General features: G+C 42.0%; 14 protein-coding genes. All 14 read right to left on the reverse strand.

Annotation, left to right across the window (positions count from 1 at the left end; all coding sequences use genetic code 11):
* Nucleotides 1-25 precede the first annotated feature (25 nt).
* Nucleotides 26-307: an HAD family hydrolase gene (locus DXA07_RS14060; protein ID WP_118484051.1), complete on the reverse strand. Its 282-nt coding sequence runs from the start codon at nucleotides 305-307 to the stop codon at nucleotides 26-28.
* 11 nt (nucleotides 308-318) lie between these two features.
* Nucleotides 319-675, reverse strand: coding sequence for an HAD family phosphatase (locus DXA07_RS14065; protein ID WP_118484053.1), 357 nt, complete (start codon nucleotides 673-675; stop codon nucleotides 319-321).
* Between the two features lie 2 nt (nucleotides 676-677).
* The gene (thiE, locus tag DXA07_RS07290; protein WP_117807516.1) at nucleotides 678-1,331 is read right to left on the reverse strand and encodes a thiamine phosphate synthase; all 654 of its coding nucleotides are present in this window, start codon (nucleotides 1,329-1,331) and stop codon (nucleotides 678-680) included.
* 15 nt (nucleotides 1,332-1,346) lie between these two features.
* On the reverse strand, nucleotides 1,347-2,168 hold the full coding sequence (gene thiM / locus DXA07_RS07295; RefSeq protein ID WP_118484055.1) for a hydroxyethylthiazole kinase: 822 nt from the start codon (nucleotides 2,166-2,168) through the stop codon (nucleotides 1,347-1,349).
* Between the two features lie 1,214 nt (nucleotides 2,169-3,382).
* Nucleotides 3,383-4,111 (reverse strand): hypothetical protein, encoded by a 729-nt coding sequence (locus tag DXA07_RS07305; RefSeq protein WP_117822605.1) that lies wholly within the window; start codon nucleotides 4,109-4,111, stop codon nucleotides 3,383-3,385.
* Between the two features lie 19 nt (nucleotides 4,112-4,130).
* Nucleotides 4,131-4,610: a pantetheine-phosphate adenylyltransferase gene (gene coaD / locus DXA07_RS07310; protein WP_117807512.1), complete on the reverse strand. Its 480-nt coding sequence runs from the start codon at nucleotides 4,608-4,610 to the stop codon at nucleotides 4,131-4,133.
* A gap of 2 nt (nucleotides 4,611-4,612) precedes the next feature.
* The gene (gene rsmD, locus DXA07_RS07315) at nucleotides 4,613-5,170 is read right to left on the reverse strand and encodes a 16S rRNA (guanine(966)-N(2))-methyltransferase RsmD (protein ID WP_021943953.1); all 558 of its coding nucleotides are present in this window, start codon (nucleotides 5,168-5,170) and stop codon (nucleotides 4,613-4,615) included.
* Nucleotides 5,171-5,232: 62 nt separating this feature from the next.
* Nucleotides 5,233-6,891, reverse strand: coding sequence for a cellulase family glycosylhydrolase (locus DXA07_RS07320; RefSeq protein WP_118484059.1), 1,659 nt, complete (start codon nucleotides 6,889-6,891; stop codon nucleotides 5,233-5,235).
* Nucleotides 6,888-8,159, reverse strand: coding sequence for a hypothetical protein (locus DXA07_RS07325; protein ID WP_118484061.1), 1,272 nt, complete (start codon nucleotides 8,157-8,159; stop codon nucleotides 6,888-6,890). The genes DXA07_RS07320 and DXA07_RS07325 overlap by 4 nt, the downstream gene beginning before the upstream one ends.
* Nucleotides 8,149-9,270 carry a DUF58 domain-containing protein gene (locus DXA07_RS07330; protein ID WP_118484063.1) on the reverse strand — a complete coding sequence of 374 codons (1,122 nt, stop codon included), beginning with the start codon at nucleotides 9,268-9,270 and terminating at the stop codon, nucleotides 8,149-8,151. Before DXA07_RS07330 ends, DXA07_RS07325 begins: the two co-directional genes overlap by 11 nt.
* A gap of 1 nt (nucleotide 9,271) precedes the next feature.
* Nucleotides 9,272-10,222 carry a MoxR family ATPase gene (locus DXA07_RS07335; RefSeq protein WP_243013808.1) on the reverse strand — a complete coding sequence of 317 codons (951 nt, stop codon included), beginning with the start codon at nucleotides 10,220-10,222 and terminating at the stop codon, nucleotides 9,272-9,274.
* Nucleotides 10,223-10,235: 13 nt separating this feature from the next.
* Nucleotides 10,236-10,733 (reverse strand): helicase-related protein, encoded by a 498-nt coding sequence (locus tag DXA07_RS13460; RefSeq protein WP_243013810.1) that lies wholly within the window; start codon nucleotides 10,731-10,733, stop codon nucleotides 10,236-10,238.
* The gene (locus DXA07_RS13465; RefSeq protein ID WP_243015426.1) at nucleotides 10,730-11,596 is read right to left on the reverse strand and encodes a DEAD/DEAH box helicase; all 867 of its coding nucleotides are present in this window, start codon (nucleotides 11,594-11,596) and stop codon (nucleotides 10,730-10,732) included. Before DXA07_RS13465 ends, DXA07_RS13460 begins: the two co-directional genes overlap by 4 nt.
* 89 nt (nucleotides 11,597-11,685) lie before the next feature.
* Nucleotides 11,686-12,264, reverse strand: coding sequence for a hypothetical protein (locus DXA07_RS13470; protein ID WP_243013814.1), 579 nt, complete (start codon nucleotides 12,262-12,264; stop codon nucleotides 11,686-11,688).
* Between the last annotated feature and the right edge of the window lie 9 nt (nucleotides 12,265-12,273).

The following is a 12,273-nucleotide window of genomic DNA, read 5'->3' on the forward strand; positions in this document are numbered from 1 at the left end:
TCAATTCTATATCATACCGGTTTCTTTAAAGGAAGAAAATATTATATAATTCCTTTGTATTGTCAACATACAGCGTACTATATTTTTTCAACTCATTTATATGCTCCGCACTTGCAGCATCATAGATGCCACATACTTTGAAACCTGCATCAAATGCTGTTCTTGCGCCATGATAAGCATCTTCAAACACCCATGTCTCAGCAATGTTCGTCTGCATACACTTTGCTGCCTGAATATAAATATCCGGATGTTCTTTCCCAATTCCTACCTCCGAGCAGGTAAGGATCTTTTTGAAAAACTGATCCATATGATTATGCTTCAGTACGGCTCGATATGAACCCTGTCTGTCGCAGTCGCTACTGTCATTGGGATCTTCCGCTCCTGTAAGGCAGATAAGAACTCTATGATCCCCGGCTTTGGTTCTGCTTCATTTCTGTAAAATGCACCAATCGTTTCATTGATCCCATCTATGATCTCAAGAATCGTTTTTGATAAACTGTAATTCTTCTTAAGGTATTCTGCCGATTCTGTAATCGTAAAGGTATACAGTTTTTTCTGGAGATGGGGTTCTGCTTCGATACCCATTCCTGCCAGATATCGTTCTGCCGCATGTTCCCACATTTCCATAGAATCGATCAGTGTTCCGTCTATATCAAAGATCGCACCTTTTATCATCCTTATTCTCCTAACATCTTCTTTGTCTGTTTTTTTAGATCTGCCGTGGCAGCCTCAATATCTGTCTGACCAAAGATCGCGCTGATAACTGCGATACCACAAATTCCACTTTGATTTAATTTCACAACATTATCTCTGGTTATGCCGCCGATTGCAATAACCGGGATATGCACATGCTCACAGATTTCCTTTAACGTCTCAAAACTGACTTCTGTTGCATCATCCTTGGATCCGGTTGGAAATACCGCACCAACGCCCAGATAATCCGCTCCATGCTCTTCAGCCAGTTCTGCCTGTTCCACTGTCTGTGCAGATACACCGATGATCTTATCGTCTCCCAGCACCTTTCTGACATCTAAGGCCTCCATATCAGACTGTCCGACATGAACACCATCCGCTCCGATCTTCTTTGCAAGCTCTACATTGTCATTGATCACAAAAGGAACCTTATAGTTTCTACATAATTTCTGGATCTCAAGCGCTTCTTTATAAAATGCTTCATCATCCAGATTTTTCTCACGAAGCTGGATAAAGGTCGCTCCGCCTTTTAATGCTGCCTCTACCTGACTGATCAGAGTTGCACCGTTCAACCAGTGTCTGTCTGTTACTGCATATAGCAGAAGCTCCTCCGGTTTTGTATTTGTCTGCTTACTCATAGCCTCATTCACTCCTTATCTGATCTCACACTTTGCCATATTGCAAAGCTTAGCTGCATCCATATTATAGATTGCGTCAATAATGCGGTTTCTATAAGTTGAATTGCCATCTGTAGACTCCATATTCGCAAATCCGACTTCTCCGGCAACTCCCATCAGTATAACGGCAGTTGCAGCAGCTTCCAGTTTGTTATCCGGATTTGCTGTCAGATAAGCTGTCATAAGACCGGACAACTGGCATCCGGTTCCTGTGATCTTACCCATCTCCGGTCTTCCGTTCCGGATCACATAACAGGTATCTGCATCTGCTACCAGATCGATTGCACCTGTAACAGCGATGATACAGCCAAGTTTTCCCGCAAGTTTCTTCACAAAAGTAACTGCCGGATCGAGAGTATCTTCTGTGACTGCATCTGCCACATCTGCATCTACGCCTTTTGTACTGCCGGAACCAAATGCAAGTGTCTTGATCTCGGATATATTTCCACGAATCACATCAAATTTTATTTCATTTAAAAGCTTTATCGCTGTCTCCGTACGAAGTCTGCTGGCACCTGCGCCCACCGGATCAAGCAGCACGGCATGTCCCAGCTCATTTGCCTTTTTGCCGGCGGCAAGCATAGATGGGATCGTATTCTTATTTAAGGTTCCAATATTAATATTTAAGCCACCACAGATACTGGTGATATCTTCTACATCGTCAATATCATCTGCCATGATCGGACTTCCTCCACATGCCAGAAGCACATTTGCAACATCGTTTACTGTTACATAATTCGTGATATTATGCACCAGTGGAGTTTTCATCTTTACATTTTCAAAACATGTTTTTATCATTTTATCTACCTCCTGTAATAGCAGCTTAACTATACTCAGTTTTCTTCTCTTTTTCAACTATTTTTATTTGAAAAGATATTCTCTTATTTAAAATTCCTGCCACCAGCCTGCCCGGCTGATTTATATTAATTAATGTCTACTTCTTTCAATTTATAATTCATAGTAATCACGCTTTTTTCATAAAATACTGATGAACACATGAACTGGAGTTTTCCTTATGAAGCATCCTTCTGTCTTATCGGACCGCTCATTCTTCTTATATCCGGCTTTCATCCTGCTTATTATCGTCCTTTGCCTGAATTCTTCCTTTGTTTCCAAAAGTTTCGCAGAGGGTCTTGTGTTGTGGTATAACAATCTGGTGCCCCTTCTGCTCCCATTTCTTCTAATCTCCGGCTTCTTTCTCTCGATGATCGACTGGAACCATCCAAACCGGGCAGGCTGTCTGATTCTGTTATTCTTATGCGGTCTGTTCTGCGGCTACCCGGTCGGCGCGATTGCTATAGGCAGGCTCTACAAAAATCAAGTCATATCAAAAAATTTCGCCCATGCCATTATGCCCCTCTGCAACAACATCAGTCCTATGTTTCTGATGGGATATGTCTGTAACCAATATCTGAACGGACAGATAAATACTATCACCGTACTGGCAATCATCTACCTGCCACAGATCTGCTATGCTATCCTGTACTATCTGCTATCAAAAAATTCTTTACATATTTCGCTTTTTAAACAAAATAAAAAAACAGTTCACAGATCTCCTAATGATGCGAAAGATCTCCAAATACCTCTCTCTGAAACTACGGGCACTATGTCCGAATATGCTGCAGCACAGGATATCGGCAATTCACCATCTGTTATCGAAAACAGTATAACAACCATCACCGTTATAGGTATCTATGTCGCTGTTTTCTCCGTTTTGTATAACCTTGCGATTGCATGTGGAGGAAATATACCAACTTTCCATATTCTGGCATGCTACCTGGAGATAACAAAAGGTCTGTCCGAATTATCCCTTTTTCCACTTTCTTCCATACAAAAAACAGCTCTGATCCTTTCTGTTACATCATTCGGAGGAGTCTCATCCCTCTTCCAGTCCATGCACATTTTAAAAGATACAAAGCTGTCTTTTGTACGCTATACATTCGGTAAATGTATCTGCGCTGTATTCAGTTATCTAATGACGCTTTTATTCTTAAATTACAGGATATAAATTCCTAATCATCTAAAAAATCATCGTCAAAATCATCATCCTCGTCATCTTCGTCATCATTGGAGTATTCTGTCTTACCATATACGTTATAATCCTGCTCATTTTCTACAGTTGTATTATCCTCCTCTGATGCTGTCTGTGCAGCTTCTTCAGGAGCCGCAGCCTGCTGCGCTGCTCCGGTCATATTTGCAATATCTCCATTAATCTCATTTGTATTATTCAATACAATATCCAGATTTGACTGTAAGGACTGAATCAGATTATCGTAATTTGCCTTTTCAGCCTCTAATGTTGCATTAATATAATTGCTGACCTCTGTAAGCTTATCCTTCGTGTAATACATAGAACCCAGACGGATCTCGTTTGCATCTGCATTTGCCTCATTTACAATCTGGTCTGCCTGACTTCTTGCCATATCCAAAATCTCATTCGCACGGATATTTGCAAGTTCTACGATCTGACTCTGATCAACCAGCTTATTTGCCTCTGCAACAGATTCTGTAATAATGGAATCTGCCCTTGTTCTGGCATCTGCAAGTATGGCTTCCTTGTTACGCATGATCTTCTTGCAACGCTCAATTTCATTTGGAAGCTTTAATTTTAATTCATTCAGCATCTGTTCCAGATCATCCTTTGGAACAATAATCATACTGGATGACAATGGTTTATACTTACAATTATCTATAAAAATCTCAATCTCGGAAATCATTTCCTCAATGCCTTTTTTTGCCATGACTTATTTCCTCCTAATACTATCTGCTATATTTTTCTTTTATCCGATCGACAACTCCTGCTGGTACAAACTGTTCCACATCTACACCAAAGCTGGCATACTCTTTTACGATACTGGAACTCAGATATGCATAATCAATACTGGTTGTCAAAAATACGGTGTCTATCTCAGGAGCAACCTTGCGATTACTCTGCGCGATCTGTAATTCATATTCAAAATCGGTTACAGCCCTTAAGCCTCTGATGATCGTCTTCACCCCATTCTGTCTGGCAAAATCAATCAGCAGACCTCCAAAACTCTCAACACGAACATTCGGTATGTCTGACACCACTTCAGACAACATATTAACACGTTCTTCTACAGAAAACAATGGAGTTTTTGAAGTATTATTCAAAACACCGATTATAACTTCGTCAAACATCTCCGCAGAGCGTCTGATAATATCAAGATGTCCTAATGTTACGGGATCAAAGCTTCCCGGATATATTGCACTGCTCATTTTTATAGAATCTCCTGTATAAATGTATGCTTATTTGTCTTGTATTTCTTCACACGATCGATCTCATATCCTATATCGGTCAGATAATCGTATTCCGTATCCAGATCTGATTCTACAATGATCCAGGTATTCTTATCAACAATGCCGGATGATGCAAGACGGTTCAGCACCTGTTTTTCCAATAATTTTCCATATGGCGGATCCATAAATATAATATCAAACACAAGTCCTGACCGTTCCAGACTGTCGATCGCTGCAACACAGTCTCCTGTGATGACTCTTGCCTTATCTTTCAATTTCGTAAATTCCAGATTCCGGTTAATGCAGTCAACCGCTTTCCGGTTCTGTTCTACAAGGACTGCCTGTTTTGCTCCACGACTCAATGCTTCGATCGCAATCGCACCGCTTCCGCTGAACAGATCCAGGAATGTACAATCCGGCAATTCTCTCGATATGATATTAAATAAGGTCTCTTTGATCCGATCGGTTGTCGGTCTGGTATCCATCGTGTCGATCGTTTCCAGCCGAAGACTTCTGGCAGTTCCCGCTATTACTCTCATAAATCATGATCTCCCATAGGTTGTTAAAATCTTTTTTTATTGTATATATTTCGTTCCTTTTGTCAATAGGAACTCTCAATTTTTTCCTTAATATACCTTCCGCTGTCCGACAGATCATCATCTGTAAAGCCGCTTGTCTTTGTACAGGAGGAATCAAATAATGATGACGTTTCAGCTTTGTTCGAGATATTCCATGCCGCATAGCTTAAGTTCTTATCATTAATCAGATCAAACCATGCATCGGACTGATCATAATCAATCGAACCGTTTCCTGATGCATCACACAAGCCAAACTCTGATACAAAAATCGGGAGTCCGGAATCAAGTGCCGACTGAACCTTATTTCTCAGACCATCCTTATGGGTTGCGGCATAGAAATGAACCGCATACATCAGATTGGTCTGATCTGTGATCGGATCTGCGGCTGCCACATCCACATCCTGACTCCAGGTTGGTGTTCCGACAATGATAATGGCATCCGGTGCATTTTTTCGTATGATCGGGATGATCGTTTCCGCATAGCTCTTTACAGAATCCCAGGTTGTACCACCATTTGGTTCATTTGCGATCTCATAGATCACATTTCCGTAAGAAGCATATTTCTTTGATATCCGGTCAAAGAAATCCTTTGCATCATCTATATGCATATTTGGATCATTGTCATTTAAAATATGCCAGTCAATGATCGCATACAATCCAAGATCCGTTGCTGCATCAACACCTTTTCCCAGAAGCTCCTCGATCTCTGATTTATTTCCGCCGGAACAATATCCATAGGAATCTCCTGTATCTGTATACATAGCAAAACGTACCAGATTGATACCAAAGGAATCTTTGAAATACTGATAAGTGTCCTTACTTACAAAATCAGCAAACCAGGTAAGTCCGTGTGTACTGACACCTTTTAACTGGAATTTACTGCCTGATGCATCCACCAGGTCCGTTCCTGATACCGCAAGCTTTCCATGTGCCTTATACGGATCATCTTCTTTTTTACCGATTTTGTTGTCGGTGACCTTATCGCTGCCGGACTGATCTTTTTTATCACTGTCAACGGACTGCCCATCTGTCTGAGCTGCCTTCTCACCGGTATTTGTTTTCACTTCTGCGTTCTCATCATTTTTCTGCTGATCATCACCGGTGACAGTTGTTACTTCTTTTCCTGCGATCATCAATGTACAACGAACAGGCTTCACATCCGATGCTGATAAATTATATCCAAAATCAATGCTGCCACCAGCCGGTATCTCCTCATTATAACTTTCTGCGGTTACATGAACCACCGATCCATCTGCCGTATACTTTCCATTCCAGAGCTGGTCGATCGTTACTTTCCCGGAAAATTCCAGATCAACGCTCCAATCCGTTGCAGCTTTATCGGTCTTATTATAGATCGTGACCGTCTCTGTAGCGGCTGTCATTCCGTTATTTTCCCATGTACTTCCAACCGTTACTTCTGCATATAAGGTCTTCTTGTCATCTGTCGACTTCTGAGTATCGGATGCACCCTTTTCCTTCTTTTGATCAGCGCCATCCTCAGCCTTTTGCTCCGCATCCTGCCCGGATCCCTCTATCACAGCTTCTGTTCCGGCATTCTTCTGTCCGTCCGGATCATTATTTTTCCGACCTTTTGTCACCAGTATAACTGACATTGCCACAACAGCCGCTGCAAGTACTATGATGACTCCCCATAATACGATCGTCTTTTTCTTCTGGTTCATTTTTGCACTACTCCCTTTTTATTTTCTTTTTTATTCACCCTTTTATTCTGTCCGGATGCTGCTTTCATTTCTCGTATAACATAGTTGTCCACCTCTCCTGCTCCATATCGGATCTGTTCATATATGGCAGAAATACCCTCTACATTTCCAACCTCCGTCTCTGTTATCTCCTGCCTGATATCTTCACAGGTCATCCGTTTGTTAAGTGTGATCACATCCTTATATCGCAGGATTGATTTCTTATAAATTTTTCTTGCCCTTTCTTCAGCTGTCAACCTGTGCATTATACGGCTGTTTGTTATACGTTCTTTATGTTGATTCGGTTCTTCGGCGATAAACTCGATCACATCATCTGCATAGCTTCTCGGTTTCAAAAGGAAACGGATCACCTGCAACAATATCCGTACCAGAAAGAATATCAGAAGAAGAACTACAACTACCTTTAATATTAAAGTAAATACATCATATCCCTTTACACTGTTCTGATAATATTCATTTAAAGTATCCTGATAATCGAGATCGGTTGCTGTCGGTCCTCCCTTCGTAAGCAGTGTCAGCACAAATACCCATATGACCATGATCGCACCAAATACTGTCTGAACAACCTTTGCAAATGCACGCGCAAGTACAGTTACAAACCCGGACAGATCAAGGAAACGACAGGCTCCCATTAATAACAACACAAGCACTGCAAGGAATAATACAACCCTGCCATTTATAAATGCGATATCCCGGATGGATTGCTCCGATACTTCTGTTGTCTGTGAGATATAGCGTTTCAACCCCTGTATATACCGGATCATCATATATATAGCCATAAGTAATGCAACTGCAATATAAGACAGGTTCGACAAAACAGGAAGCTCCATGCCGATACTTGCAAAATAAACAATAATTCCTGCTAAGATCGATGGCCATGGTTCGCTCATATCTGTAAGTCTGGAACCTCTCTTTGCATAAGCTACCGCACATGGCAGCAGATACCCGATATCATAAATCCCTGTAACCGTTCGGATCCATACTGTGCCCGGCAAAATAACTAAAAGTCCCGCAAGCACCAGATGTCCAACGGTAAGTAATATATGATTCGGTGCAAAATCTCTGATCAGATAGGACAACAGAAATATTCCTGCGATCCAAATGGCATCCACAAACCGCGGATCTTGTCTCATAAATATCATGCAGAATGTATACATGAACAATTCTGCCGTTACCACCTCATAAAGATAACGCAATCCTCGCTCTGCCCAATATATCTTATGTGTCATTTAACTCTACCTCCATTCCATGAAGATAAGGTCTGATATCATCGCACCTCTGTATATCCAGATATGGAACTATCATATAAATGTTTTTTCCTTTTTCAGCCATATGATCAAGCTCATCCAGCAAATCCTTTTTATGGTATGCAGATACGATGAGATATGTTGTATTGCTGTCTACATCTGTCACTTCCTGCTTCAAGACTTCAACAAATCTATCGATCCCGGCATTTTCCGTTATTCGTGCCAGATATTTATCAACCGTAAATCGATGTTCTCCGGAAGAACCAAAATCCACCCATTCCATCTCACCGGATAACAGATCATATCCATTTGCCCGTATCATGACAGGAATCCGGTTATCCAGAAAGTAAGATGCTGCCGTGGATGCTATACTGATACACATTTCCTGTATATAATGAACTCTTATCATGGTGTTCGGCTCCAGACAGACAAGTATCTTCACCCTCTGTTCTGCCGTGTGCTCATATACATTTACCATCAGGTCGTCGCATCTGGCTGTTGCTTTCCAGTTAATGCTCTTTCTCGGGTCTCCCACGCTGTAAGTCCGCAGGCCGGAAAAAGCAAACGGATCCGGAAAAAGACTTCTCCTTGATGTCAGATCACCCAACATACCATCTAGGACCGTATCAAGCTGTATATTAGAAAGTTTTTCAGGGAAAACATACAGAAATGCCTGATTTTCTACAGACAGCGCAAATGTCTTCGACATCAGAAAATCCTTTGCCATCAGCTTTACAGCACTGATAAAAAACAAGCCTCGCTCTTTCGCCGTAAATGAAAGCTTTCTGACTACCTTCCGGTTTCCCATAATCGAAAACGGATCATTTCTATGATAAAAATCCGTAACAACCGCATTCTCATTTTCCTGAAACTGTAAGGATCTCGCTGTGGAAAACTTCACATGTAAAGTTGTAAGAGGCAGCATCTTTTGATTTGTAATTGTCTCTGTTATCCCTGATTTATCGCCAATCTCCAGATACCTGTCATCAAAATCCAGATCAAGAGAAAGCCCCTGATCCCAGTATTTGCGGTAAATAACAGTCTGTCCGAGATAGATCACCAGAAAACACAATACTGCTATCAGTATCTCCATATTAATTCTCCCAATCTTCAACCGGAACAGCGATCTGATCGACCAGTTCCCTAATCACTGTCTTTTCCTTTTTCTCATCCATGTGTCCTGCCATGATCACACGATGTGCAAGGACATATGGTGCCATATAACGGACATCATCCGGACGGACAAAGGTTCTGCCCTCCATAGCAGCATATGCCTGCGACAGACGAAGAAGCCCTATCGTACCTCTGGAGCTTGCACCAACCTGTATCCGGCTGTTATTCCTGGTTGCAAGGATTATGTCTGCAATATATTCCTTTACGCAAGAATGAACAAAAACTTCTCTGACCGCTTCCTGCATCGTCTTTATATGATCTGTATCACAGACCGTCTGAAGTGTATCAAACGGATTCTCAGACATAAAACGATCCATGATCGAAACCTCTGTAGCCTTTGAATTATCTCTCATGGAGATCTTTATAAGAAAACGGTCAAGCTGGGCTTCCGGAAGCGGGTATGTACCGGTAGTCTCGATCGGATTCTCTGTTGCAATAACAAAAAACGGTGCTTCAAGCCTATGACTTTCTCCATCGATCGTCACCTGCTGCTCTTCCATTGCCTCAAGCAAACTGGATTGTGTTCTCGGTGTTGCACGGTTGATCTCATCTGCAAGCAGGATATTTGTAAATACAGGCCCCTTCACCAATACAAAATCTTCTGATTTACGATTATAAATACTTAAGCCTGTAATGTCGGATGGCATAAGATCAGGTGTGAACTGAACTCTCTTAAACTGCCCTCCGATGCTTTTGGCAAATGTCTTTGCTAAAAGTGTCTTACCGGTTCCTGGTCTGTCCTCCACCAGTACATGACCTCCCGCAAAAAGTGCCGCCAGTATCACACGTATCTCCTTCTCTCTGCCGATCAGTACTCTCGATATATTCTCACAGATCTTATCTGCCTGTTCTTTTACCTCTGTTATCTCCATCGTTCTAATCTCCTTATAATATCGTTTTTCCATACATCTCATTTCTTGCTGCGACACTTCGGTCAAATTCCGTCCGTATACGACTACCATATTTCTCATAGACATCCGATGCTGCCTTTAACATGTCGGCATGTTTATAGATATCTCCCATCTTAAACAGCACATCTCCGCTCTGTCTGATACCAAAGAAATCTCCCGGTCCTCTCCGTTTCAGATCTTCTCCCGCAATATAAAAGCCATCGTTTGAATCTGCAAGTACATTTAACCGTTCCATCACTTCTTTATTTTTCTTTCCACTGATAAAGATACAATAAGACTGCAGATTTCCACGTCCCACACGCCCACGGAGCTGATGCAGGGCTGCCAGTCCAAACCGTTCTGCATTTTCTACCATCATAACCGTGGCATTCGGATTATTGATTCCTACCTCGATAACCGTTGTAGATACAAGTACATCAACCTTTTTTTCATAAAAATCCGTCAGGATACGGTTCTTCTCATCCCCTGTCATCTTGCCATGCAAATAGCCACATGTATGCTGCTGTCAAGCTTCTGTGACAGATCTTCCGAATACTCAACTACATTTGCCACATCATCTAAGGCTTCGCTTTCCTCCACCATCGGGCATACCACATAGACCTGATGTCCTTTTTTAACCTCTGCCCGGATAAACTCCTGTGCTTTCGGGCGGTAGCTCTCATCCACTACACAGTTTTTGATCGGAATCCGTCCTGTCGGCAGTTCATTAATTACCGAAATATCAAGATCTCCGTACATAATGATCGCAAGGGTTCTCGGAATCGGTGTCGCACTCATAACAAGAACATGTGGCGTTCCCCCTTTTAATGATAATTTTTCTCTCTGTCTTACGCCAAACCGATGCTGCTCATCCGTTACAACAAGCGCCAGATTATCATATTCCACCTTGTCCTGTATTAACGCATGCGTTCCGACGATCACATCCGCACGATGCTCTGCAATCTCCTGATACGCTTCCCGTTTCTCCTTTGCCGTCATCGAACCGGTCAGCAACGCAACATGGATTCCATATGGCTCAAATAAGCCGGTCAGTTCTTTAAAGTGCTGATTTGCAAGTACCTCGGTCGGTGCCATGATCACACCTTGATAACCCTGCGTCGCACAGGCAAATAATGCAATCGCGGCAACGATCGTTTTACCGGAACCAACATCCCCCTGCACAAGACGATTCATCACATGCTCTGAATCCATATCTGCCATGATATCCCGAACCGCATCCATCTGTGCCCCTGTCAGACGATACGGAAGACTCTCGATAAACTCTGTCACCTGCTCCGTAAATGGTATCTTCGCCTGATTGTATTTCACCGTATCATGTTCTTTCAGACTATGCATATTCTCTATAAATTCATAAAATTCATCAAAGGCAACCCGCTTGATCGCAGCTCTTAAGTGATCCTCCGTATCCGGGAAATGGATATGGGTTACGGCTTCATTTGCCTCATCAGATCATATTCATCCCGAATGTCCTCCGGTATATAATCTGAAAGCGTCTGAATCAGAGGAAGCGTTCCCTTTACCGCTTTCTGGATCGTCTTGCTTGTAATACCCGCCGTACAACCATATACAGGCTGCCATTCTTTTAAAATTTCCTGATATTGGGGCACTGTATAGTACTCCGGCTGGCTCATCGTATACATGCCATTCTTATATTTCACTTCTCCGACAAAGATATAACGATCTCCAATATGAAAATAATTACGCAGAAAAGGACAATTAAACCATGTCAGTTTAATTGTCCCGGTATAATCTTTGGCATAGGCAGTCGCAATCGAGAATCCGCGAAGCTTCTTCACTTCTACCCGACTGTTGATCGTCACACTTACTGCCTGACGCTCATCTGCCTGTATATCCTGAATGTCAACAGGATCCATATATGTAATATAAGTTCTTGGATAATAATGGATAAGGTCACTCACTGTAGAGATACCAAGCTTTGCCAGATTACCGGCCGTTTTTTCTCCTATCCCTTTAATACAAGTTACCTTATCCTTTAATTCCATGTAGTTTTT

Origin of the sequence: Clostridium sp. AM54-37XD (genome assembly GCF_003478225.1) — a bacterium.
Taxonomy (GTDB): domain Bacteria; phylum Bacillota; class Clostridia; order Lachnospirales; family Lachnospiraceae; genus Coprococcus; species Coprococcus ammoniilyticus.

Coding starts and splice junctions, on each gene's coding strand:
- DXA07_RS13460 (WP_243013810.1), bottom strand. CDS start 10,733: ATGACAGGGGATGAGAAGAACCGTATCCTGACGGATTTTTATGAAAAA.
- coaD (WP_117807512.1), bottom strand. CDS start 4,610: ATGAGCAGTGCAATATATCCGGGAAGCTTTGATCCCGTAACATTAGGA.
- DXA07_RS07325 (WP_118484061.1), bottom strand. CDS start 8,159: ATGACACATAAGATATATTGGGCAGAGCGAGGATTGCGTTATCTTTAT.
- DXA07_RS07335 (WP_243013808.1), bottom strand. CDS start 10,222: ATGGAGATAACAGAGGTAAAAGAACAGGCAGATAAGATCTGTGAGAAT.
- rsmD (WP_021943953.1), bottom strand. CDS start 5,170: ATGAGAGTAATAGCGGGAACTGCCAGAAGTCTTCGGCTGGAAACGATC.
- DXA07_RS07330 (WP_118484063.1), bottom strand. CDS start 9,270: ATGGAGATACTGATAGCAGTATTGTGTTTTCTGGTGATCTATCTCGGA.
- DXA07_RS07305 (WP_117822605.1), bottom strand. CDS start 4,111: ATGGCAAAAAAAGGCATTGAGGAAATGATTTCCGAGATTGAGATTTTT.
- DXA07_RS13470 (WP_243013814.1), bottom strand. CDS start 12,264: ATGGAATTAAAGGATAAGGTAACTTGTATTAAAGGGATAGGAGAAAAA.
- DXA07_RS14060 (WP_118484051.1), bottom strand. CDS start 307: ATGGATCAGTTTTTCAAAAAGATCCTTACCTGCTCGGAGGTAGGAATT.
- thiE (WP_117807516.1), bottom strand. CDS start 1,331: ATGAGTAAGCAGACAAATACAAAACCGGAGGAGCTTCTGCTATATGCA.
- thiM (WP_118484055.1), bottom strand. CDS start 2,168: ATGATAAAAACATGTTTTGAAAATGTAAAGATGAAAACTCCACTGGTG.
- DXA07_RS13465 (WP_243015426.1), bottom strand. CDS start 11,596: ATGCATAGTCTGAAAGAACATGATACGGTGAAATACAATCAGGCGAAG.
- DXA07_RS14065 (WP_118484053.1), bottom strand. CDS start 675: ATGATAAAAGGTGCGATCTTTGATATAGACGGAACACTGATCGATTCT.
- DXA07_RS07320 (WP_118484059.1), bottom strand. CDS start 6,891: ATGAACCAGAAGAAAAAGACGATCGTATTATGGGGAGTCATCATAGTA.